Annotated in this window: 21 protein-coding genes; 10 read left to right on the top strand and 11 right to left on the bottom strand. The window is 70.9% G+C overall.

Annotated elements, in window-relative coordinates:
- The first annotated feature begins 209 nt into the window (after positions 1–209).
- The gene (locus ACFY1L_RS44820; protein ID WP_388838832.1) at positions 210–560 is read left to right on the top strand and encodes a tyrosinase cofactor; all 351 of its coding nucleotides are present in this window, start codon (positions 210–212) and stop codon (positions 558–560) included.
- Positions 561–594: 34 nt separating this feature from the next.
- Positions 595–1,419, top strand: a complete 825-nt coding sequence (locus ACFY1L_RS44815; protein WP_388838829.1) for a tyrosinase family protein — start codon at positions 595–597, stop codon at positions 1,417–1,419.
- A gap of 62 nt (positions 1,420–1,481) precedes the next feature.
- On the opposite strand, the gene ACFY1L_RS44810 is transcribed toward ACFY1L_RS44815, so the two are convergent.
- Positions 1,482–2,180 carry a ribonuclease H gene (locus ACFY1L_RS44810; protein ID WP_388838825.1) on the bottom strand — a complete coding sequence of 233 codons (699 nt, stop codon included), beginning with the start codon at positions 2,178–2,180 and terminating at the stop codon, positions 1,482–1,484.
- 42 nt (positions 2,181–2,222) lie between these two features.
- Complete coding sequence (locus ACFY1L_RS44805) at positions 2,223–3,020, bottom strand: VOC family protein (protein ID WP_388838822.1); 798 nt, start codon at positions 3,018–3,020, stop codon at positions 2,223–2,225.
- A 151-nt stretch (positions 3,021–3,171) separates the two neighbouring features.
- Between ACFY1L_RS44805 and ACFY1L_RS44800 the strand changes: the two genes are divergently transcribed.
- The 7 genes from ACFY1L_RS44800 (at position 3,172) to ACFY1L_RS44770 (ending at position 11,486) form a co-directional block, all read left to right on the top strand.
- Positions 3,172–4,176 carry a zinc-binding alcohol dehydrogenase family protein gene (locus tag ACFY1L_RS44800; RefSeq protein ID WP_388839076.1) on the top strand — a complete coding sequence of 335 codons (1,005 nt, stop codon included), beginning with the start codon at positions 3,172–3,174 and terminating at the stop codon, positions 4,174–4,176.
- Between the two features lie 261 nt (positions 4,177–4,437).
- Positions 4,438–5,880, top strand: a complete 1,443-nt coding sequence (locus ACFY1L_RS44795) for a family 2B encapsulin nanocompartment shell protein (RefSeq protein WP_388838819.1) — start codon at positions 4,438–4,440, stop codon at positions 5,878–5,880.
- A 14-nt stretch (positions 5,881–5,894) separates the two neighbouring features.
- On the top strand, positions 5,895–6,944 hold the full coding sequence (locus ACFY1L_RS44790; protein ID WP_388838816.1) for a family 2 encapsulin nanocompartment cargo protein terpene cyclase: 1,050 nt from the start codon (positions 5,895–5,897) through the stop codon (positions 6,942–6,944).
- A gap of 47 nt (positions 6,945–6,991) precedes the next feature.
- A complete protein-coding gene (locus ACFY1L_RS44785; RefSeq protein ID WP_388838813.1) occupies positions 6,992–7,870 on the top strand; it encodes a geranyl diphosphate 2-C-methyltransferase in 879 nt (292 codons plus the stop codon).
- A gap of 228 nt (positions 7,871–8,098) precedes the next feature.
- Positions 8,099–8,773, top strand: a complete 675-nt coding sequence (locus ACFY1L_RS44780; protein WP_388838810.1) for a response regulator transcription factor — start codon at positions 8,099–8,101, stop codon at positions 8,771–8,773.
- A 30-nt stretch (positions 8,774–8,803) separates the two neighbouring features.
- Positions 8,804–10,465, top strand: coding sequence for an ATP-binding protein (locus ACFY1L_RS44775; protein ID WP_388838807.1), 1,662 nt, complete (start codon positions 8,804–8,806; stop codon positions 10,463–10,465).
- A gap of 106 nt (positions 10,466–10,571) precedes the next feature.
- On the top strand, positions 10,572–11,486 hold the full coding sequence (locus ACFY1L_RS44770) for an SGNH/GDSL hydrolase family protein (RefSeq protein WP_388838804.1): 915 nt from the start codon (positions 10,572–10,574) through the stop codon (positions 11,484–11,486).
- Here the strand turns inward: ACFY1L_RS44770 and ACFY1L_RS44765 are convergent.
- From ACFY1L_RS44765 to ACFY1L_RS44725, 9 genes are all read right to left on the bottom strand, one after another.
- Positions 11,449–12,117, bottom strand: a complete 669-nt coding sequence (locus ACFY1L_RS44765; RefSeq protein WP_388838801.1) for a TetR/AcrR family transcriptional regulator — start codon at positions 12,115–12,117, stop codon at positions 11,449–11,451. The two genes, ACFY1L_RS44770 and ACFY1L_RS44765, sit on opposite strands and share 38 nt — an antisense overlap.
- On the bottom strand, positions 12,114–14,120 hold the full coding sequence (locus ACFY1L_RS44760; protein WP_388838798.1) for a CocE/NonD family hydrolase: 2,007 nt from the start codon (positions 14,118–14,120) through the stop codon (positions 12,114–12,116). The genes ACFY1L_RS44765 and ACFY1L_RS44760 overlap by 4 nt, the downstream gene beginning before the upstream one ends.
- On the bottom strand, positions 14,117–15,865 hold the full coding sequence (locus ACFY1L_RS44755; RefSeq protein WP_388838795.1) for a dipeptide ABC transporter ATP-binding protein: 1,749 nt from the start codon (positions 15,863–15,865) through the stop codon (positions 14,117–14,119). The genes ACFY1L_RS44760 and ACFY1L_RS44755 overlap by 4 nt, the downstream gene beginning before the upstream one ends.
- Positions 15,865–16,752 (bottom strand): ABC transporter permease, encoded by an 888-nt coding sequence (locus tag ACFY1L_RS44750; protein ID WP_388838793.1) that lies wholly within the window; start codon positions 16,750–16,752, stop codon positions 15,865–15,867. The genes ACFY1L_RS44755 and ACFY1L_RS44750 overlap by 1 nt, the downstream gene beginning before the upstream one ends.
- Positions 16,749–17,705, bottom strand: a complete 957-nt coding sequence (locus ACFY1L_RS44745) for an ABC transporter permease (RefSeq protein WP_388839073.1) — start codon at positions 17,703–17,705, stop codon at positions 16,749–16,751. Before ACFY1L_RS44745 ends, ACFY1L_RS44750 begins: the two co-directional genes overlap by 4 nt.
- Before the next feature lie 2 nt (positions 17,706–17,707).
- Positions 17,708–19,291 (bottom strand): ABC transporter substrate-binding protein, encoded by a 1,584-nt coding sequence (locus tag ACFY1L_RS44740; RefSeq protein ID WP_388838790.1) that lies wholly within the window; start codon positions 19,289–19,291, stop codon positions 17,708–17,710.
- Positions 19,292–19,443: 152 nt separating this feature from the next.
- Entirely contained in the window at positions 19,444–20,202 is a 759-nt protein-coding gene (locus ACFY1L_RS44735; protein ID WP_388838787.1) for an ABC transporter permease, read from the bottom strand.
- Positions 20,199–20,999, bottom strand: a complete 801-nt coding sequence (locus ACFY1L_RS44730) for a class I SAM-dependent methyltransferase (protein ID WP_388838784.1) — start codon at positions 20,997–20,999, stop codon at positions 20,199–20,201. Before ACFY1L_RS44730 ends, ACFY1L_RS44735 begins: the two co-directional genes overlap by 4 nt.
- A gap of 5 nt (positions 21,000–21,004) precedes the next feature.
- Positions 21,005–22,042, bottom strand: coding sequence for an ABC transporter substrate-binding protein (locus tag ACFY1L_RS44725; protein WP_388838781.1), 1,038 nt, complete (start codon positions 22,040–22,042; stop codon positions 21,005–21,007).
- Between the two features lie 173 nt (positions 22,043–22,215).
- On the opposite strand from ACFY1L_RS44725, the gene ACFY1L_RS44720 reads away from it, so the two are divergent.
- A complete protein-coding gene (locus ACFY1L_RS44720; RefSeq protein ID WP_388838778.1) occupies positions 22,216–22,983 on the top strand; it encodes an ABC transporter ATP-binding protein in 768 nt (255 codons plus the stop codon).
- The last annotated feature ends 90 nt before the right edge of the window (positions 22,984–23,073 follow it).

Genomic DNA, 23,073 nt, shown 5'->3' with positions numbered 1-23,073 from the left:
ACCACCTGAAACAGGGGGCTCGCGGGAAGGAATTCCCCGTTCCGGGAGTCGACAGCCCCCTTTTCGGCAAGATCACCTTCGTTCAATCTTGCATGACATGTACGTAATTGTCCTGATCGCAGCCAACCACTCCCGAAGGATTTCTCCAGCTCACGGCGGGGCCGATAGGCATGCCGGGTCGTCCACCGAACGAACCCGGGAGATCCCGTATGCAGGCCCTGACCCGCCGCCGCGCGCTCACCGTGGCGGCCGCCCTGACCGCGACCACTGTCACCCCTGTCGCGTCCGCCGCCGACCACCACCACTCCCCCGACTCCTTCGACGAGGTCTACAAAGGCCGCCGAATACAGGGCCGGCCGGCCTCCGGAGGCGGGCACCACCACGGCGGCGGCTACGCCGTGTTCGTCGACGGAGTCGAGCTGCACGTGATGCAGAACGCCGACGGCACATGGATCAGCGTCGTCAGCCACTACGACCCGGTCCCCACGCCGCACGCCGCCGCACGCGCCGCCGTCGACGAGCTGCAGGGCGCCGTACTCCTGCCGTTCCCCGCCAACTGACCAGTCCCGCAAGCACCTTCGGAGCACCTGCACCATGACCGTCCGCAAGAACCAGTCGACCCTGACCGCCGACGAGAAGCGGCGCTTCGTCGCCGCCGTCCTCGAACTCAAGCGCAGCGGCCGCTACGACGCCTTCGTCACGACGCACAACGCGTTCATCCTCGGCGACACCGACAACGGCGAACGCACCGGCCACCGTTCGCCGTCCTTCCTGCCCTGGCACCGCAGATTCCTGCTGGAGTTCGAGGCCGCACTGCAGTCCGTGGACGCGTCGGTGGCGCTGCCCTACTGGGACTGGAGCACCGACCGCTCGCCGCGTTCCTCGCTGTGGGCGCCCGACTTCCTCGGCGGCACGGGGCGAAGCCGTGACGGCCAGGTGACGGACGGTCCGTTCGCGGCGTCGGCCGGCAACTGGCCGATCAATGTGCGCGTCGACGGACGTACGTATCTGCGCCGCCAACTGGGCTCAGGGGTACGGGAGTTGCCCACTCGGGCCGAGGTGGAGTCGGTCCTGTCGACGGCGATATACGACATGGCGCCCTGGAACAGCGCCTCGGACGGCTTCCGCAACCATCTCGAGGGCTGGCGCGGCGTGAACCTGCACAACCGCGTCCATGTCTGGGTCGGCGGTCAGATGGCGACCGGCGTCTCCCCCAACGACCCGGTGTTCTGGCTGCACCACGCCTACATCGACAAGCTGTGGGCCGAGTGGCAGCGCCGCCACCCCGGCTCCGGCTATCTGCCGACCGGCGGTACGCCCGATGTGGTCGACCTCGGCGAGACGATGAAGCCGTGGAACGACGTACGACCCTCCGACCTGCTGGACCACACCGCCCACTACACCTTCGACACCGACTGAGGGCACGACGGACGGCGCCGGCCGACGGACGGGATGGGGCGGTTCGCCCAGCAGTGCAGGGTCTAATCGGCCTCCGCCGTACGGCACTCCGGGTGCCCCCAGCCCTGATCGTTCTTGGCGATGGGCTCCCCGGCGGCGTAGGAACGGCCGCACAGGCAGCGCCCGGGGAACTTCGCCTTGATGGTCCGGGACGAGGAGCCGCCGTTCTTGCGCGCCGTGCCGGGTTTCCGGCGCGGCGCAGCCGTCTTCGGGGTGTCCGGGGAGGGCGGCGGCTCCGGTGAGCCGAGGTCGCTGCCCGCGGGCTCCTGGATCTTCGCCGCCTGGCTGGCGGCGCGGTCGGCGAAGTCGTTGAGCGGGTCGCCGTCGACCTGGTGGGCGGGTACGTAACGGAAGTCGACCGTGCGGCCGTCGAGCAGTTCGTCGATACGGACGACCAGTTCCTGGTTGGCGACCGGTTTGCCGGCGGACGTCTTCCAGCCGTTGCGCTTCCAGCCCGGCAGCCAGGTGGTGACCGCCTTCATCGCGTACTGGGAGTCCATGCGGACCTCGAGCGGGACGCCGGGGTCGGTGGCCGCCAACAGGCGTTCCAGCGCGGTGAGTTCGGCGACGTTGTTGGTGGTCTTGCCGAGCGGTCCGGCCTCCCAGCGGGCCGGGGTCTCAGAGTCGTCGGAGACCACCCACGCCCAGCCCGCCGGTCCCGGATTTCCCTTCGAAGCCCCGTCGCACGCGGCCACCACACGTTCACGCATGGGCTCGATCATGCCATGCGTGGACGGGCCCCTCGTTCGCGGTCCAAGGGAGGTCTAAGGGACGTCCTTCGTCTTCGGCAGCTCTCCCTCGGTGCGGTTGACGTCGATCACCGAGAAGCTCGCGCCCTGTGGGTCGCTCAGTGCCGCGAACCGGCCGAAGGGGCTGTCCATCGGGCCGAAGCGCAGTACACCGCCGAGCTTGGTGGCCTTGGCGACCGCGTCGTCGCAGTCCGGGACGACGAAGTAGAGGTTGATGTACGACGGCACCTCGGGCGGGAACTCGTCGCCCATCTTCATACGGCCGAGGACCGTGGTGTCGCCGAGGTTGAACATGCGGAAGTCGACGTTGTCGTCGACGATCTGCTGGGCCGTGTACGGGAAGACGGCACGGAAGAACGCGTCCGCCTTCTCGGGTTCACGGGTGAACACCTCGGCCCAGCCGTAGGCGCCCGGCACGGCGGTCGCCTCGAAGCCCTCGTGGGTGCCCGCCTGCCACACGCCGAACACGGCGCCGCTGGGCTCGCGGCCCAGGCACATGGTGCCGAACTCGCCGACCTGCATCGGCTCCATCAGCACCTCGCCGCCGTTCTCCCGGATCTTGGCGGCGGTGGCGGCTGCGTCCGGCGAGGCGAAGTAGAGGCACCACTGCGACTGGCCCTCCTGGCCGGACATCGGCGGTACGACGGCGGCGACCGCCTTGCCGTCCGCGTAGGCCTGGGTGTAGTTGCCGTACTCCGACGACGCCTCGCCGAAGGTCCAGCCGAGCACGTCGCCGTAGAAGCTCTTCGCTCCCTCGACGTCGCCGAACATCGCATCGGCCCAACAGGGGGTTCCCTCTGGTTGTACGGCCATGACTGCGACCCTCTCCCGATCGGTGGATGGTCCGTTTCCTCACGCTAGTCACACGCCCGCCGAAGCGCGCGCCGAACGCTTCGGTCCGTTTCAGACTGGATGTGAACGGGTTTCGACGCTGCGGACGGGGTGCGGGATGACGGACGGGACGATGCGCGCGTGGTCGGTGGTGACGCCCGGGCCGGTCGAGGAGAGGGGGCTGGAACTCGTCGGGAAACCGGTGCCGGTGCCCCGCGACGACGAGCTTCTGGTGCACGTGCGCGCGTGCGGGGTGTGCCGGACCGACCTGCACGTCGCCGAAGGGGACCTGCCGGTGCACCGGGCGGGGGTGACGCCCGGGCACGAGGTCGTGGGCCTGGTGGCCGGGTTCGGAGCGGAGGTCGACGGGTTCACCGTCGGTGACCGGGTGGGTGTGGCGTGGCTGCGCCGGACGGACGGCACGTGCGCGTACTGCGTGCGCGGGGCCGAGAACCTGTGCCCGGCCTCGCGGTACACCGGCTGGGACGCCGACGGCGGCTACGCGGAGTACACGACCGTGCCCGCCGACTTCGCCTACCGGCTGCCGGGCGCCCTGGACGACGTGGCGCTGGCGCCGCTGCTGTGCGCCGGGATCATCGGCTACCGCGCGCTGCGGCGGGCGGCGCTGCCGCCGGGCGGACGGCTCGGCCTGTACGGCTTCGGGGGCAGTGCCCACCTGTGCGCGCAGGTGGCGCTGGCCGAGGGCGCGACGGTGCACGTCCTGACCCGCGGGGCGGCGGCACGGCAGCTGGCGCTCGAGCTGGGCGCGGCCTCGGCGCAGGACGCGTACGCGCTGCCGCCCGAACCGCTGGACAGCGCGATCCTGTTCGCGCCGGTCGGCGATCTGGTCCCGTTCGCGCTGCGGGCCCTCGACCGGGGCGGGACGCTCTCGATCGCCGGCATCCATCTCAGCGACATCCCGCCCCTGCGCTACGAGACGGACGTCTTCTACGAGAAGCAGCTGCGCAGCGTCACCTCCAACACCCGGGAGGACGGCCGCCAGTTCCTGACCCTGGCCGCGCTGCATGGCGTGCATGCCACCACGCACACCTACCCGATGTCGCGGGCCGACGAGGCGCTGCGGGACCTCAAAGCGGGCCGGTTCGACGGTGCGGCGGTGCTGGTCAACGACCTGTAGTGCGGGCTGCGCGCGGTGGTCGTGCGCCTGTGCGCCGGAGGCGGCGGTCGGGAGCGACCGGCGTGGGGGTGAGATGGCCGTGGTGATCCGCCTCGCTTGCCGGGTTTGCACCACCGGGCCGTGAAACCGCCCCCTTCGCGCCGTACCGGGGCATCGCCGTGGCTGTTTGCCTTGTACATGCGGTGCGCGGTTGTCAGCCACCGCGACGTCTCCTTCATCAACGACCACTCCACTCACCCCTGTCATCCCCAGGGAGGGAATGTGTCCGCGCCCGAAAGCGCCCCCGGACCCGCCACCGACGAACCCGTCCCCGATCCCGCCGGCGAGCCGGAACTGACCAGTCTCAGCACCCGGGCGGCACGCCAGCTCGCCACGACGACCAAGTCCGAACCGCAGATGCAGGCCATCAGCTCGCGCTGGCTGCTGCGGACCCTGCCGTGGGTCGACGTGAAGGGCGGCACCTACCGGGTCAACCGGCGTCTGCAGCTGCGGATCGGGCGCGGGCGGGTGCAGTTCGAGCAGAACGGCGCCGACGACATCAAGGTCATCCCCGAGACGCTCACCGAACTGCCGGTCCTGCGCGGCTACTCCGACACCGACGTCCTCAGGCAGGTCGCCACGCGCTTCCGGGTCCGCGAAGTGCGCGCCGGGCAGGTGCTGTTCGAGGCCGGGCAGCCGGTCACGGAGGCGTACCTGGTGGTGCACGGCAAGTTCACCCGCTTCGCGGCGGGCAAGTACGGCGAGGAGGAGATCCTCGGGGTCGTCGCCGACGGTGACCAGATGGGGGACGAGGGCATCGGCCAGTCCGATCCGCTGTGGCTGAGTTCGGTGCGGGCGGAGACCGCCGGCGTGCTGCTGGTCCTGCCCTGGGACGTGGTCACGGAGTTGACCGAGCGGGTGCCGTCCCTCGCCGCACATCTGGCGGCGTACGCCGAGCGGCAGAAGCTGCCGGTGAACCGCAAGGGCGAGGCCGACGTCCCCGTGCAGGCCGGCCATGTCGGCGAGCCGACCCTGAACGGCGGCTTCGTCAACTACGAACTCGCCCCGCGCGAGTACGAGTTGTCGCTCACCCAGACCGTGCTGCGGGTCCACACCCGGGTCGCCGACCTCTACAACAACCCGATGAACCAGACCGAGCAGCAACTGCGCCTGACGATCGAGGAGATCCGCGAGCGCCAGGAGTGGGAGCTGGTCAACAACCGGGAGTTCGGGCTGCTGCACAACGTCGACTACGGCCAGCGCGTCAGCACCTTCACCGGACCGCCGACCCCCGACGACATGGACGAGCTGCTCGCCATGCGCCGCAAGACCAAGGTGTTCCTGGCCCACCCCAAGGCGATCGCGGCGTTCTTCCGGCAGTGCAACCGGCGCGGTCTGGTGCCGGGCACGGCGACCGTCGAAGGGCACGAGATTCCTGCCTGGCGCGGGGTCCCGATCTTTCCCTGCAACAAGATCCCGATCAGCCGCGACCACACCAGCAGCATCATCGCGCTGCGCACCGGAGAGTCCGACCAGGGCGTGATCGGTCTGTACCAGACCGGCATCCCGGAGGAGTACCAGCCGGGCCTGAACGTCCGGTTCATGGGCATCGACACGGCCGCGATCATCCGCTATCTGGTGACCGCCTACTACTCGCTGGCCATCCTCGTGCCGGACGCGGCCGGGATCCTGGAGAACGTCCAGATCGGCCGGACGGCCGACTGAGGGTGGAGCAAGCAATGAGCACGCCCGCTTCCCCGCCTGCGCTGCCCGGGCCGCCGAATCTGGCCCGCACCGTGCGTACCCGCCGCGGCGGTGCGATCCCCGGGCTCAGGTACCGGTCCGTCGCCCCCGCCGACCCGGAGAAGGTCAAGGAGGTCGACCGGAGGCTGGAATCCTGGGCCCGCGGCCTCGACCTGTTCCCCGAGGCCTGGTCGGGGGACTTCTCGGGCTTCCAGTTCGGCCGGGCCGTCGTACTGCAGCATCCGGCGGCGGCCGACCTGGAACGCCTCACCGTCGCCGGCAAGCTGCTGCTGGCGGAGAACCTCGTCGACAGCTGCTACTGCGAGGAGGACGAGGGCAGGGGCGGTGCCCGCCGCGGCCTCGGCGGACGGCTGATCCTGGCCCAGTCGGCGCTCGACCCCTTCCACGGCACACCCGCGCTGCAGGAACAGTGGGCGCACGGGGTGCAGGCCGACGGCCCGCTGCGCTCGTACCACTGGGCGCTCAAGGACTACGCCGTCCTCGCCACCCCGAGCCAGACCGACCGCTTCGTGCAGGACATCGCCCGGCTGCACCTCGGCTATCTCGCGGAGGCGGCCTGGTCCGAGATCCGCTACACGCCGCGGGTGTGGGAGTACCTGGTGATGCGGCAGTTCAACAACTTCCGGCCCTGTCTGTCGATCGTCGACGCCGTGGACGGCTACGAGCTGCCCGAGGCCGTCTACGCCCGGCCGGAGATCCAGCGCATCACCGCCCTCGCCTGCAACGCCACCACCATCGTCAACGACCTGTACTCCTTCACCAAGGAGCTGGCGAGCGACCCCACCCATCTGAATCTGCCGGTCGTCGTCGCGGCCAACGAGCGGTGCGGGCTGAAGGCCGCCTATCTCAAGGCCGTCGAGATCCACAACGACATCATGGCCGCGTTCGAGGACGAGTCCGCCCTGCTGTCCGCCACCTCGCCCCTCGTCGAGCGCTACGCCCGGGGCCTGTCCGACTGGGTGGCCGGCAACCACGAGTGGCACGCCACCAACACCCATCGCTACCACCTGCCCAACTACTGGTAATGCCCACTCTCCTGACGTACCGTCAGACGCACCACGAGGAGTCATCGTTGACCATCGCCCCCGACGCCGGCACCAAGGCAGCACCGGTGCCTACCCAGTCCACGTACCAGACCCGCGTCGCGGACTACTGGAATGCCGAGGAGAACCCGGTCAATCTCGAACTCGGCAGGATCGACGACCTCTACCACCACCACTACGGCGTCGGCGATGTCGACTGGTCCGTGCTCGACGAGACCGACCCCGAGCTGCGCCGTGAGCGGATCACCACCGAACTGCACCGTCTGGAGCACGCCCAGGCGGAACTCCTCACCACCCACCTCGGCCCCCTCTCCCCCACCGACCGCGTCTTCGACGCCGGCTGCGGGCGTGGCGGCGGCAGTGTCGTGGCGCATCTGCGCCACGGCTGCCACGCGGACGGTGTGACGATCTCCGCCAAGCAGGCCGAGTTCGCGAGCGACCAGGCCCGCAGGCGGGGCATCGACGGCCAGGTGCGCTACCACCACCGCAACATGCTCGACACGGGCTTCGCGAGCGGTGCGTACGCGGCGTCGTGGAACAACGAGTCGACCATGTACGTCGAGCTGGACCTGTTGTTCGCCGAGCACTCCCGGCTGCTGCGCCGCGGCGGACGCTACGTCGTGATCACCGGCTGCTACAACGACACCTACGGGCGGGCCTCCCGCGAGGTGTCCCTCATCAACGCCCACTACATCTGCGACATCCACCCGCGCTCGGAGTACTTCCGCGCGCTGGCCCGCCACCGCCTGGTGCCCGTCCATGTGCAGGACCTCACCTCGGACACCATCCCCTACTGGGAGTTGCGCCGGCAGGCCGACCATCTGGTCACGGGCATCGAGGAGACGTTCCTGACCGCGTACAAGAACGGAAGTTTCCAGTACCTGCTGATCGCGGCCGACCGGATCTGAGCGGCGCCGCGCCCCGCACGGGCCCGCGCCGGACAGCACGTTCCGGCGCGGGCTCGTGCGATGTCTCTTGCATCCCCGCATCGCACGAGCCCGTGCCGGAACTCCCCCGGGCGGCTCCCCCTTGAACCGTGGGCATTTACTGTTCTACCTTCGCCACATGGTCGGGGCATCAACGCCTGCTCACCAGCGCAACAACTGGTGGACGGCAGATGGGCCGGGTGATGCGGAATGCGTCCGCACCTCGCTCTGATCGAGGACGACCCCGACTTCGCACTGATGTGCCGTTCCTATCTGGAGCGCGCGGGCTTCACGGTCACCTGGGCCATGGACGCGCGCGCCGGCAAGGCCGCCCTGTACGAGGGCGGCGTTGATCTCGCCGTGCTCGACCTGGGGCTGCCGGACGGCAGCGGTCTCGAGCTGCTGCGGGCGCTGCGCTCCACGAGCCGGCTGCCGGTCATCGTGGTCACAGGGCGCGGTGCGGAGGCGGACCGGGTGGCGGGGCTGGAGATCGGCGCGGACGACTACCTGGTCAAGCCGTTCTCGCAGCGGGAGCTGGTGGCCCGTATCCACGCCGTGCTGCGCCGCTCGCAGCCGCCTGACCTGCCGACCGTGCTGCGGGTCGGCGCGCTGCGCATCGACTGCGCCGCGCGCCAGGCGTCGGTCGACGGTGCGGCGCTGACGCTGCGCCCCAAGGAGTACGCGCTGCTGGAGATGCTGGCGGCCGCGCCGGGCCGGGTGTTCTCGGCGGAGCAGTTGCTGGAGCGGATCTGGGGCTCGTCCTGGCAGCAGCCGGCGACCGTGGTCGAGCACGTGTACCGGTTGCGCGGCAAGCTCGCGGACCTGCCCGGACCGGCCCCGCGGATCACGACCGTGCGGGGCTACGGCTACCGCCTCGACGCCTGAGTCATCCGCTGCGGCCACGGAGGTCCGACCATGCCCGACGCCCCCGACTTCCGGAGCCTGTTCGACGCGACGCTGTCGCCGCTGCTGATCCTGGACCCCGACTTCACCATCGTCGAGGTCAACCGCGCCTACCTGACGGCGACCCGCACCGAGCGGGCCATCGTCGGCCACCCCATCTTCGAGATCTTCCCCGACAACCCGGACGACCCGTCGGCCGACGGCGTCGCCAACCTGCGCCGGTCACTGGAGACGGTGGTCAGGAGCGGCCGTACGGACACCATGGCGCTGCAGCGCTACGACATCCCGACGGGCGAGGAGGGCGCCTTCGACGAGCGGTACTGGAGCCCCGTCAACGCGCCGGTGCTCGGGGACGACGGGCAGGTGCGGTACATCATCCACCGGGTCGAGGACGTCACGGAGTTTGTGCATCTGCGCAAGGTGGGCCGGGAGCAGCAGCGGGCCGTGGCGGACGCGCAGATGCGGGCCGAGGGCATGGAGATCGACCTGTTCGTACGGGCGCGGGAGATCCGCGAGGTGAACGAGCAGCTGAGTCGGGCCAATCACGAACTGGACGCGGCGGGGCGGCGGTTGCGGGAGGAACAGCGGGCCAAGGACCGGTTCATCGCCACGCTCTCGCACGAGCTGCGCAACCCGCTCGCCGCGGCGACGGCTGCCACCGAGCTGCTGGCCCTCGACATGCCGGACGGCCATCCGGCGCTGGCGGTGCTGGAGCGGCAGTTGGGCACGCTGGCGCGGATGAGCAACGACCTGCTGGACGGGACGCGGGCGGTGACCGGGCGTCTTGAGCTGGTGCGCGATCCGGTCGACGTACGGTCCGTGGTGCACGGGGCGTGCGCCGACATACGGGGCCTGTTCGGGCACGAGGGCCGCACGCTGGGGGTGGTGCTGCCGGCCGAGCCGGTGGTCGTGGACGGCGACCGGCTGCGGCTGGCGCAGGTTCTGATGAACCTCCTGTCGAACGCGCTGAAGTACACCCGGCCGGGCGGGCACACGGAGGTGGGCCTGACGGCGGTGGACGGCCGGGCCCGGCTGACCGTGCGCGACGACGGCATCGGCTTTGAACCCGCCCAGGCCGAGGAGCTGTTCGGGGTGTTCATGCGGGCCGCCCCGGCCGGTCCGGACACGCCGGAGGGGCTGGGGCTCGGGCTCGCGGTGGCCCGTACGGTGGTGGAGCTGCACGGCGGCACGATCTGCGCGCACAGCGACGGGCCGGGCAAGGGCGCGTCCTTCACGGTGCTGCTGCCGACGACCGACGGTGCGAGTCCACGGAAGGCCGGGCCCCGGAAGATCCGCCCGGCGCAGAGCCACCTGTCCATCCTGATCGTCGAGGACAACGTGGACCTGGCCGCGACCTACCGCACCCTGCTGGTACGGCAGGGCCACCGGGTCACGGCGGTGCACACGGGCGAGGACGCGCTCGCCGCCGTCGACGATCAGCCCTTCGACGTCGTGCTGTGCGATCTGGGGCTGCCGGACATCGACGGCTATGCGGTCGCCCGTGCGGTGCGTGCGCGGCCGGACGGCGACCGGATCCGGCTGATCGCGGTGTCCGGGTTCAGCCAGGGCACCGACCGCGCCCTGTCCCGGGCGGCCGGCTTCGATGCCCACCTGGCCAAGCCCCTGCCGCTGACGGATCTGCTGGAACTCCTTCAGCGACTGGGCCGGGGCTGATCCGAAAGACAGTCCCTCGGCTTGAACTCACTTGTGTGTCTTCCGCCTTGGGCCCGGCTGTGCTTGCCTGGGGTGCCGTTTCGGTTGCCGGGGCTGGAGTCGACGTATGCGGAAGCCGTGGTTCGTGGGGGCACTGCTGACCGGAGTGCTGCTGCTCGGCGCGTGCGGCGACCCGTCGTCCGGGCCCGAGGAGGCCCCGCCCTCGCCCGCCGTGCCGGGCGCATCCGCCACGACGACCCACCAGCGGGCCCCCGCCTCCCCCGAGGTGCCCAAGGTGGCGCCCCGTGTGCTCTACCTCGGCGACTCGCTCGCGATGGAGGCCCAGAACGTGCTCGGGCAGGAACTGCGCCGGGACTTGAAGGCGAAGTACACGAGCGCCCCGTACTCGGGCACGACGTTGTGCGACTACCTGGAGGGCACCGGGGAGAAGTCACTGGTGCCGGCCGCCGACAAGGCGGCCGCGCTGGTGCGTGCGCAGCATCCGGACTATGTGGTCATGCAGTTCTGGGGCAACGCGTGGGTCTACACGTGGTGCATGGACGGCATCACCTACGACGCCTCGCAGCAGAAGTACTTCACCCGCTACGAGGCCGACCTGCGCAGGCTCACCGAGCAGATCGCCGCGGCGGGTGGCAGCAAACCCCCGAAGATCGTGTGGGTGCTGCAGGGCCCGGACCCGATCACCCCCGACCGGGTCCGGCGCGTGAACGAGATGTACGAGAAGCAGGCCACCGCCTCGGGCGACCTGGTCGCCGACGCGGGCGCGACCGTGAGCCCCGCCGGGGCCCGCTACACCTGGGCCGAGTACCTGCCGTGCACCGCCTACGAGCGCGCACACCCCGACTACTGCACCCAGCCCTCCCGCGACCGCACCGCCCTCCACCTCGACAAGGACTACCTGCACTTCTGTCTGGCGCCCACGACCTCCACGCCGAAGCCGTGCCCGGCGCGCTCCCCGGGCATCCTGCGGATCGCCCGCGAGATCACTCGGGTGATCGGGGAACGAGCTCGCGCTCGATGAGCCGGTTGAGGTGCCGTCGGGCCTCCTGGGTGCTCAACGGGGGTGCCTGGCGCAGCCGTTGAAGAGCCAGGCCGTCCGCGAGGGCGGCGAAGCGGACGGTGAATCCGTCGAGGTCGTCGGAGTCGAACTCGCCGTCGGCGACGCCCCGTTCGGCCAGTTCACGGATCTGCCGGTGCCAGGCCTCGTACCGCTGGGCCTGGCCGCGCGCGAAGGCCTCGTCGGTGCCCTGCTCGCCCGCGTTCCAGTAGTCGAACCACATCCGCCAGTGCCGGTCGGTGTCCTCGGTGAACAGCGCGTCGACGAGCAGCCTGAGCGCCTCGGCGCCGCTCGTCGCCTGCTCGGCGGCCTCGCTGAGCGCGGCGTAGTACCGCTCGATGTGCAGCACCATGGCCTCGGAGAGGATCTCCTGCACACTGCCGAAGTGGTAGGTGACGGTCCCGACGGACACCCCGGCGGCCGCGGCCACGTCACGCACGCCGACCGACTTGTAACCGCGCTCGGCGATCAGCGGCACGGCCGCCTCGACGATAAGGCGCCGCCGCACCTCGGTGGGCTGGCGGGTCCGGTCGGCGGCGGCGACGGCTCGGCGCGGGCTCTTCGCGGCCTGCTCGGGCTGCTTGGCGGCCGTCATCCCGACGTCCTCGGGGTGGTGCGGTGCCATGCGCGCTTGGCCACTGTCTCTCCGTTCGCCCGTGCTTCGATACGGCTGTCCATGATGAAGTCCGCGGCCGTGGCGCGCAGCTCCGTCCGCGTCATGATCTCAGCGTCCCAGTCGTCCCCCCGCCGCAGCCGGATGTGCCACTCGGAGACGGCCCGCGCGGACAGGGGGTCGTCACTGCGGACGACGTACGTCTCGCGCGCGCTCTCCTCATAACGCAGCCCGTCCGGGTACGTCCGCGATCCCCCGTAGCCGGGGTCGACCTCGAGCGTCCACTCCCCCTTCGCCACGTCGTGCGTGACCAGCCGCTCGGGGCGGGGGTCGGCGGACACGTCGTAGGCCACCGGCAGCGGGGACGCCTGCTCGGGTTCCTCGAAGCGGACGGGTGGCTCGTCGACGGCTTCGCGGACGGGCAGGAGTACGGCGCTGTCGGCCGGGACGACATGCAGTGCGCCGCGTTCGCCGTGCGGCCACACCCAGGGCCAGTACGCGTCGGACACGGCGACGCGGATGCGGTGGCCGGGCGGGAAGGCGTAGCCGATGCCGTTGAGCTCGAACTCGACGTCCTCGTACGTCCCCGGGCTCCACTCGACCGCCCGGTCACGCCCGTGCCTGCTGAGCAGGTTGAGCACGCCCCGGGTGACGAGCGTGGACGAGCCGTCAGGCGCGACGTCGCACACCCGGGCGATGACGTGGGCCCGCGGGGTGGCGCTGTCGAGGCGGAGCCGGACACGCGGGCGGCCCAGGATCTCCACCCGCTCGGTGAGGGGAACGGAGTCGAAGCAGACCGAACGGCCGTCCTCCTCACGTTGGTCGGGCGGCAGGTCGCCCGCGTTGCCGAAGGGGAAGAAGCGCCCGGCGTCGAGGCCCGTGTGCTGCGGGGAGCGTACGGGAACGGGATCACGGCTCTCGCCGAGCGGCCGTGTACCCCAAGTTACCTTCGGACTGGGCCAGTTGGTGTCGCTCACCCAGCGGCCCGGCATCTCGTCGTACGAGGGGGCGGGCGGGACCGGGTCGTTGAGCCACGCACGCAGCAGCGGCTCCTCCATCACGCCCGTGTCGATGCCCTTGAGGTGCTGGTCCCACCAGCGGAGTGTCTCCTGGAGGAAACCGATCGCGGGGCCGGGCGGCAGGCCGCGGTCGGGGTACTGGTGCGACCAGGGCCCGATGATCCCCCGCACCCGGTCGCCGGGGAGGTGCTCCACGAGCCGCAGCACGGTGTCCCGGTACGGGTCGTTCCAGCCGCCGACCGCGAGGACGGCCGCATCGATCGCGCCGTAGTCCTCGCAGACGCTGCCGTGTTTCCAGTAGTCGTCGCGCTGCTGGTGCTCCAGCCAGGTGTGCAGGAAGGGTTCGAGGGCGTCGAGGCGCTCGCGCCACATGGGCAGCCAGCGGTCGGCGCCGACGTTCGACGGGTCCGGCGGGCGGGCGGCGAAGGCGAGCATGGTGCCGGCCCAGGCGAGCATGTCGATGCCGAGGACGGCGCCGCCCGTGTAGTGGACGTCGTTGTCGTAGCGGTCGTCGGTCGAGCAGACCGTCACGATCGCCTTGAGGGGTTCGGGGGCGAGGGCGGCGATCTGGAGGGAGTTGAAGCCGCCCCAGGAGATGCCGAACATGCCGACCTTGCCGGTGCACCAGGCTTGTGCGGCAAGCCAGTTGACGACGTCGACGCCGTCCGCGAGTTCCTGTGCGTCGTACTCGTCGCCGGGTGTGCCCTCGCTGTCGCCGTGGCCGCGGATGTCCACACGCACGGAGGCATAACCATGACCCGCGTACCAGGGGTGGCGCTGGGCATCGCGCGGGGCGGTCCAGTCGCTCTTGCGGTACGGGAGGTATTCGAGCAGCGCGGGCACGGGGGTGGTCTCGGCGTCGGCGGGGCGCCAGATGCGGGCGTGCAGCCGGGTCGTGCCGTCCCGGGTGGGGATCCACACGTCCTCGTGCACGACCTGGTGCTCGAACCGGTCGCGGTACTTCACGAAACTCCTTCAGTGACAGGGGCGTTGACGGGTCGCCAGCGGCGGACACGGTGACCGTCGCCGTGCTCGGTCCACACCTCGTCCGATTCCGCCGCGTCGGCCCAGTCGGGAACGTCGTCCACCAACGGTCCTGCGTCGGGGTCGGGTTCGAGGGCGGCCGCCATCAGCTGCCGGGTGTAGGGGTGGCCGGGCGCGGCGAAGACGGCCTCCGTCGGCCCCTCCTCGACCACGACGCCGTCCCGCAGGACGACCACGCGGTCCGCGATGCCTCGCACGACCGCCAGATCGTGACTGATGAACAGGCAGGCCAACTGTCGCTCGCGGCGCAGGTCGTCGAGGAGGCGCAGCACGTCGGCCTGTACGGACACGTCCAGCGCGGTGGTGATCTCGTCGGCGATCAGCACGTCCGGTTCGCCCGCCAACGCCCTTGCGATGCCGATGCGTTGGCGCTGGCCGCCGGAGAGCTGGGCGGGCAGCCGGTCGGCGAGGGCGGGGTCGAGGCGTACGTCGGCGATGAGCTGCCGGGCGCGCTCGGCGGCCTCTGCGCGGCCGGCCGCCGCACCGAAGTACCGCAGCGGGCGCCGAACCGCGTCCCCCACCGAACGGCGGGGGTTGAGCGAGGTGTCCGCGTTCTGGAAGACGAGCTGCACCCGGCGCCGCAGGGACATCGGCCGCTGCCGGGCGGGCCGGGCCAGGTCGCCCTCCTCGTGGCTCATCGAGCCGCCGGAGGGGGCGCGGAGGCCCGCCAGGGTCCAGGCCAGCGTGGACTTGCCGCTGCCCGACTCGCCGACCAGCGCGAGGACTTCACCGCGCCGCACCTCGAAGGAGACGCCGTGCACGGCACGGGAGCTGCCGTAGTCGACGGTGACGTCACGGGCAGAGACAGCGACGGGCGAGCCGTCCGGCACGAGGGCCTTCGGGCGGATCTCGCGCTCCCCCGTCTCCCCCACGAGCGCGAGACCGGAGTCGTCCAGCCGCGGCACACTCGCCAACAGCCGTTTCGTGTACGGCTCCTGCGGCGTTGCGAACAGCTGCCGGGTGGGCGCCGACTCCACCACCCGGCCCGAGTTCAGCACGCACACCTCGTCGGCCAGGTGCGCGACGACGCCGAGGTCATGGCTCACCAGCACGGCCGCCAGGCCGAGTTCGTCGCGCAGGGCGGCGATCAGGTCCAGGACGCCGCGTTGGGTGACGACGTCCAGGCCGGTCGTCGGTTCGTCGAGGACCAGCACCTTGGGGCGGGCGGCGATGGCCATGGCGATGGCGACGCGCTGTTGCTGGCCGCCGGACAGCTCGTGCGGGTAGCGGCGGGCCAGCTCGGCGGGGCGCGGCAGCCGGACCTGTGCGAGCAGGTCGGCAACGGGGATGTCGCCGCCCGCCTCCTCGATCTGGCGGCCGATGCGCATGGAGGGCGTCAGCGCGTGTCCGGCGTTCTGGGCGACCATGGCGACCGTCCCACCGCGCATCCGCCGCAACTCCCGTGCGGGCAGGGCGAAGACGTCGTGGCCGTCGACCCGGACCGAGCCGCCGGTGATCCGGGAGCCGTGCCGCAGATGCCCGAGCAGGGTCGCGGCGACGGTCGACTTGCCGCTGCCGGACTCCCCGACGAGGGCGAGGGTCCGCCCGGCGGCGACCTCGAGGGACACCTCGTGGACGACGGGCACGTCCCGGCCGCCCGAACGGTATGCGACGGACAGGGAGTTCACGGAGACGATCGGGGTCGTGACCGATGCGATCGCGGTCATCAGGAGCCCTCCCTGATCCGGTCGACGCCCCAGGCCTTGGACAGGCCGTCGGCCGCGAGGTTGAGCCCGACCACGAGCGTGGCCAGGGCGATGATCGGCGCAAGGCTCGCCATCGGGACGACGGTGATGGCGGTGCGGTTCTCGGCGACCATCAACCCCCAGTCGGGAGTGGGCGGATCGGCGCCGAAGCCGAGGAAGGACAGCGAGGAGATCAGCAGGACGACCCAGGAGGCACGCATCGCGAACTCGACGCACACGACGTCGGTGATGTTCGGCAGGACCTCGCGGCGCAGGATCGCCCAGGTGCCCTCCCCACGGGCTCGGGCGGCGGTCACGTAGTCGGCGGGTACGACGGCGAGGGCGGCGCCCCGCACCACCCGGACGACCTGAGGCACGTAGACGACGGCGATCGCGAGCACGATGACGAGCGGGCCCGTGCCGAGCGCCGTGACGACGACGAGGAGTGTCAGGATCGCGGGCACTGACAGCACTGCGTCCAGCACCCGCCCCAGCACGTCGTCGAACCAGCCGCCGCGCAGTGCGGCCGCGCAGCCGATCACCGTGCCGAGGGCGACGGTCAGGACGGTGGCGGTGACGGAGACGCCGAGCGCGTACCGGCCGCCGTAGAGGACGCGCGCGAGGACGTCGCGGCCGTACTGGTCGGTGCCGGCCCAGTGCGACCCGCTCGGGCCGAGCAGGGCGTGCGAGGCGTCGCCCGCGATGGGGTCGTAGGAGGTGAGCAGTGGCGCGAGCAGTGCGATCACTACGTGGACGGCGACGATTGCGAGGCCGACGACGGCGGTGCGTGAGGAGCGCAGGGTGCGCCAGGCGCGGGCGGCGCGTCCCGGGGCCACCACGGTCACCGGTGGGATGTCGAGCGTGGTCATCGGGTCCTCCCTCGGGTGCGGAGCCTGGGGTTGAGGGCCATGGCGCCGAGGTCGGCGGCGAGGTTGCACACGACGTAGACGACGGCGCTGATCAGGGCGATGGCCTGGATGACGGGCAGGTCCCGGTTCTGCACCGAGGAGAGCATCAGCTTGCCGATGCCCGGGTAGTTGAAGACGTTCTCGACGACGGCGACCCCGCCCGCGAGCCAGGCGACGTTGAGGGCGATCACGTGGAGGGTGGGCAGCAGGGCGCTCGGCAGGGCGTGCCGGGTGACGACCCGCCAGGTGGACAGGCCCTTGAGGCGGGCGGTGGTGACGTACTCGCTCGCCATCACGTCGATGACCGAGGTGCGGGCCATGCGGAGGATGTAGGCGGCCATCACCACGGCGAGAGCCAGGGCCGGGAGCCAGACGGCGGGCAGGAGTTGGCCGACGGTGGCGTCGGGGCCGTAGAGGACGACCGCGGGGAACCATGGCAGGGCGACCGAGAAGCACAGCACCAGGACGGTGGCCACGACGAACTCGGGGACGCTCATGCCGACGAGGCTGACGGTCGAGATGACGTGGTCGGGCCAGCGGTCGCGGTGGAGCCCGGCGAGGATGCCCAGCAGCAGTGAGCCGGTCACCGCGAACAGGACCGTGATCAGGGCGATCAGCGCGGAGTTGCCGAGATACTGGGCGACTTCACCGCCGACGGGCTTCGTGGAGACGAGGGAGGTGCCGAAGTCGCCGTGCAGGGCGCCCTTGATCCAGTCGACGTACCGCTCCCAGGCGGGCTGGTCGAGTCCCAACTTGCCGCGCAGGTCGGCGACGGCGGCCGGGGTCGCGTCCTTGCCGAGGACCTGGGTGGCGACGTCGCCGGGCAGGGCCTGGACGGCGAGGAAGACCAGCACGGAGGAGAGGAAGAGGGTGCCGAAGGCGGCCGCGATCCGGCGGGCGACGAAGGACAGCATGCTCACGCCCCCTTCAGGCCGATGCGGAGGTAGTCGAACTCGAAGCCGTGCTCGGCGTATCCGCGCACCTTGCGCGAGATGCCGACGAGCCGGTCGGCGAACATCGGGGTCATCGCCCCGCCCTTCTCGATCACCAACTTCTGTGCCTCGCCGTACAGTTCGCGGCGTCTGGTGTCGTCCGTCTCGGCGCGTGCCCGGTCGAGGACGGCGTCGAAGTTCTTGTCGGACCAGGCGGTCTCGTTGTAGGAGGAGCCGGTGCGGAAGATCTGGGTGAAGAGCTGGTCGACGGGCCTGCCGGTGAACCAGTAGGTGGCCATGAGCGGCTTCTTCATCCAGATCTGCGTGTAGTACGAGTCCGCGGACGCCGTCTTGACGCGGATGCGGATGCCGGCGCGTTTCGCCGACTCCTGGTAGGCGAGCGCCATCGGCGTGAAGAGGGGGTCGTAGGAGGAGGTGTACAGGTCGACGGCGAGATGCTCGTGGCCCGCCTTCTTCAGCAGGTACCTCGCCTGCTCCGGGTCGTGCTTCGGGTGTGCGGAGATGTGCGCCGGGTCGTTCGGCGGTACGGGGTTGTCCCAGCCGGCCGTGCCGGCGCCCTGCAGCGCGACCTGCACCACGTGCTCCGGGTCGTAGGCGAGCTTCATGGCCTGGCGTACGCGTACGTCGGTGAAGGGCTTCTCCGTGGTGAGCATCGGCAGCACGTACCACTGGGCGTTCTGCACCCGGGCGATGGTGGCGCGGTCGGAGGCGGCGACGACGCGGGCGGTGGCGAAGTCCAGGTTGGTCTGGGAGAGCAGGTCGACCTGCCCTGCCAGCAGGGCATTTGAGCGGGCGGACATGTCGGCGACCGAGTAGAAGGCGATCGCGTCGAGGACGGGGCGGCCCGCCCAGTGGTCGGCGTAGGCGGTGATGCGGCCGGGGCCCGCGGGTGCGAACGACTCCAGCTCGAAGGGGCCGGTGCCGATGCCCGTGCGGCCGATCGACTTCGCGCTGCCGTCGGGGACGACGTAGCAGTTGTAGTGCGTCAGCAGGCTCGGGAACTCGGCGTTCGGGGTTTTCAGCGGGACGACGAGGGTGTGGGCGTCGGGCGTGCGCAGCTTGTCCGGGTCGACGAGCGGGGCGAGGACGGCGGCCTGCGGGGAAGCCGTCGCCTTGTCGAGGATGTGGCGCAGCGTGTAGGCGGCGTCGGCGGAGGTGAAGGCGCGGCCGTCGTGGAAGGTGACTCCCTTGCGGAGCCGGAAGGTCCAGGTGCGCGCCTTGCCGTCGGCCTCCCAGGACTCGGCGAGGTCGGGCGCGAGCTCGCCGTCGGCGCCGATGCGGACGAGCCGGTTGTACAGGGCGCCCAGGTATTCGTACGCCGACAGGGCGCTCGCCGGGTCGAGGGTCTCGGCGTCGGAGGCGGGCGGCCGGGCGATCCGCAGGGTGCCGCCGCGGTCGGGGGCGCCCCGCACTGCGGCGGCCGGCACGACGGGGGCGGCCGTGGCGCCCGTACAGCCGGACAGCAGCCAGGACGCGCCGAGTGAGGCCACGGAGGCGGCTCCCGCGGCGAGCACCGACCGGCGGCCCGGATGGTGGATGTCGGACATGGACCGACCGTCCCTCTCGCTATTCGTTCAGTGGAACGATTGAGTGAAGTGCGTGAACGATAACGAGACGACGGTTTCCCGCCAACCCTTCGGGCGCGGAAATTTACGTCGGAAACGCAGCGGTTACCGACGGCGGGCAGCCGGGAGCGCGATCAGCCGGTGACCTCGCGGGCCCACGGCAGCAACAGTCGCTCCAGCAGGACGACGAGGTAGAAGAGCAGCACGCTCATGACGCTGAGCAGGGCCATCGCGGCGAATGCGAGGGGTGTGTCGGCGTTGCCGCCGGAGGCCACGATGACGTAGCCGAGGCCCTGGTCGCCGCCCGCGAACTCGCCGACGACGGCGCCGACGACGGCCAGGGTGACGCCGAGCCGCAGTCCGATGAAGACCTGGGGCAGGGCCCAGGGGATGCGCAGTTTGCGGTAGGTCTGCCAGCGGGAGGCGGTGAGCGAGCGGGCCAGTTCGGTCAGTTCCAGGGGCACGGAGGTCAGCCCGGCCATCGTCGCCACCACGACGGGGAACCAGGCGAGCAGGGCCACCATGAACACCTTGGGCGCGGTGCCGAAGCCGAGCCAGACCACGAGGAGCGGCGCGACCGCGATCTTGGGGACCGCGTTGACGGCGACCAGGAGCGGCATGACCGCCCGCTCGACCGTACGGGAGGCGGTGAGCAGCACCGCGGTGGCGAGACCGGCGGCCACGGCGAGCCCGAAGCCGACCGCGGTCTCGGCGAACGTCTGCCAGGTCTGGCGGAGCAGATAGCCGGGCAGCCGGTCGAAGGCGTCGACGACGTCGGGCGGCGCGGGCAGCAGGAACGGCCGGATGTCGAAGGCGACCGTCACCAGCCACCACCCGGCCAGGGCGCACCCGGCCGCCAGGACCGGAGGTCCCGCCGACAGGACGCGTCTCACGCCGGGGGCCTGCGGCCGATGGTCGAGTATGTGAAGTGGCTGCGCACGATCAGGCGGGGGTCGTCGACCAGCCCTACCAGGGCGTCGAGTTGGGCCTCGGTCATGCCCGCGGCCAGGAAGTCCTCCCGGGCCTGGGCGAGGTTCGCGCCGATCAGCAGGGCGCCGGCGGTGCCGCCGGGCCAGGACCGGGCGTGCATCGCGGTGTCGACGTCGGTCAGGCCCGCCTCGAGCATGGCGGCGGGTGCCCGGGAGGCCCAGGTGGGGTCATTGCCGTGGGCGGGCAGGACGCGTTCGACGAGCAGGGTGTGGTACAGGTCGACCAGTTCGGCGGCCTCCGGGGTGGGAGCCGCCAGCACCATCTTGCGGAAGGTCGTCTCGAAATCCTCGACCACCAGTGCGCCGCCGGGGGCGAGGGCCGCGGCGAGCCTGCGCAGAATGGCCTCGCGGCCGGGCAGGTGCAGCAGCACCAGCCGGGCGTGGATGACGTCCCACGGCCCTTCGGGGACCGGTTCCGTCTCCAGGTCGTGCTGCAGCACCTCGTAGGGTGAATCGGTCGGTAGATGGCGGGTGTTGATGTCGGTGGCCAGCACGCGTCCGGTCGGTCCCGCCGCGCGGGCGAGCCAGGCGGCGATGCTGCCGCCCCCGGCTCCGATCTCGAGGCAGCGTCGGCCGGTCAGGTCGCCCAGGGACGTCAGCCGCGAGGCGGTGAACTCGTCGAGGACCACCGGGAGTTGGTTGTGCCGGTCGACGGCTGCCGGGTCGTCGTTGTCGAAGGCGTAGGTGAGCGGGGTTTCCATGGGCGTCAACTCGCCTTCATGGCAGCGAAGTCGACGACGTCCTGCGGTGTCATGCCGGGCTCGATGAGACCGGCTTTCTGCAGGCTGCTGATGGCCCGCCGCATCCGCGCCTCCGTAATCATCCCGATGTTCGCCCTGCCCTGCGCCGTCACGGACGGTGTCATCAGTTCTATCTCCTGGGTCGCGGCGGCGGCGTCGGTCTCCGGCTGTTCGGCGTGCAGCAGCCTTCCGGCCTCATCGGGGTGCTCGATCGTGTACTTCAGGGCATGGAGCATGGCGGTACGGAAGCGCTTGACCAGGTCCGGCTTGTTCGTGGCGAGGGAGTTGGGGGTGACGACGGCGTTGCCGTACAGGTCGGGCAGGTGGTCGCTGTAGGGGAACACCACGACATGCTTCGACTTGGCCTGCACGGTGGCCTTTTCGATGGTGGGCCGGCCGATCAGGAAGGTGCTGAGCGCGTCGGCCTTCCCGCTCGCGAGGGCCGGGCCCAACTGGACGGGCTGGACGGCGATCCAGCGGATTCCGGCGGTGTCGATGCCGGCGAGCCTGGCATAGCCGGGGAAGAGCAGCTGGTTCACGGAGTTGGCGGCGGCCGCGATGCGCTTCCCCTTGAGGTCCTTCGGGGCGCTGATGCCCGAACCCTGCATCGCCATGATGGAGACAAGGGTGCGCTGATGGATGGCGAGCACCGCACGGAACTCGCGATAGGCGGTGGAGTTCTTGGCGCCCTCGGAAATCATCGCGCCGGTCAGGTCCAGGCTTGCGAACTGCGCCTTTCCCGCGGCGAGGGCCTTGAGGTTCTCTCCGGTGGCCTTTCCGAGTTCGATCCTCACATCGAGGCCCGCCTGCCGGAAATAGCCCTTCTGCTCGGCCACCCAGACGAACGCGTCCCGTCCCGCGGCCCCGAACGCGGTGACGTACGTGTCGTGGTACTTGGCCGAACTCGCGTTCTTGGCCGACGAGTTGGAGTCACAGGCGGTCGCGGCGGCCAGCAGCGCGGCCATCGCGCAGAACACGGCCGTGGTGCGCCCGGCACGGAGCATGCGGCCTCCCCGGTGGGGAATGGAGGGGAATGAAGCGGAATGGTGGGGGGACGGCGGCAATCGGCCGAGCCGTATTGCCGGGATCGCGATCCCGAAAATCGTACGCGCGCATGCCACAATCCAGCAGAGCGATTTTCGGTACTCCGTGCACGGTGGCCGGCTGGAGTCGACGCATGATCCAACTACGGAATGTGTCCAAGGAGTTCGCGCATCGGCGGGGCCGCGTCGAAGCGCTTCACGGTATCGACCTGGAGGCCGGCGACGGGGAGTTCGTGGCCGTCGTCGGGCGCTCGGGGTGCGGGAAGTCGACGCTGCTGCGGCTGATCGCCGGGCTGCTGCCGCCGACACGGGGCGAGGTGCTGGTCGGCGGGCGCTCGGTCACCGGACCGCGCCGCGACTGCGCCTTCCTCTTCCAGCGTCCGGCGCTGCTGCCCTGGCGGTCGGTGCTCGACAACGTGCTGCTGCCTGCGGAGATTTCGGGTGAGCGGCCGGGCGGCGCCCGTGAACAGGCCCTCGAACTGCTCGCGACGACGGGGCTCAACGGATTCGACCGGCGGCTGCCGCACGAGCTGTCCGGCGGGATGCAGCAGCGGGTGGCGCTGTGCCGCTCGCTCATGCAGCGACCCCGGGTACTGCTGATGGACGAGCCGTTCTCCGCGCTCGACGCGTTGACCCGGGACGAGTTGTGCGCCGAGTTGCAGCGGACGCACCGCGAGCGTCCGGCCACCGTGGTCCTCGTCACCCACTCCGTGGACGAGGCGGTCCTGCTCGCCGACCGGGTGGTCGTCCTCACTCCCCGCCCCGGCCGAATCCGTACGGTCCTCGACATCACCCTCCCCCGGCCGCGCACCCGTGCCGAGACCGGCCAGGCGGAGCAACTGGCCCGTCGGGCGGCCGAGTTGCACGCGCTGCTGCTGGACAGCGAGCGCAAGGGGAGCTGACCCCCCGCGCGCAACTTCCGTCTCATCAAGCGCTGTTGACATCACACAGCAGGCGCATAGCGTGTCCACCGCACAGCATGTCGCACAACA

The sequence above is a fragment of the Streptomyces sp. NPDC001663 genome (assembly GCF_042893105.1).
Lineage (GTDB): Bacteria > Actinomycetota > Actinomycetes > Streptomycetales > Streptomycetaceae > Streptomyces.
The sequence above is the reverse complement of the archived record's forward strand: the minus strand, read 5'-3'. Positions and strand labels throughout refer to the sequence as shown.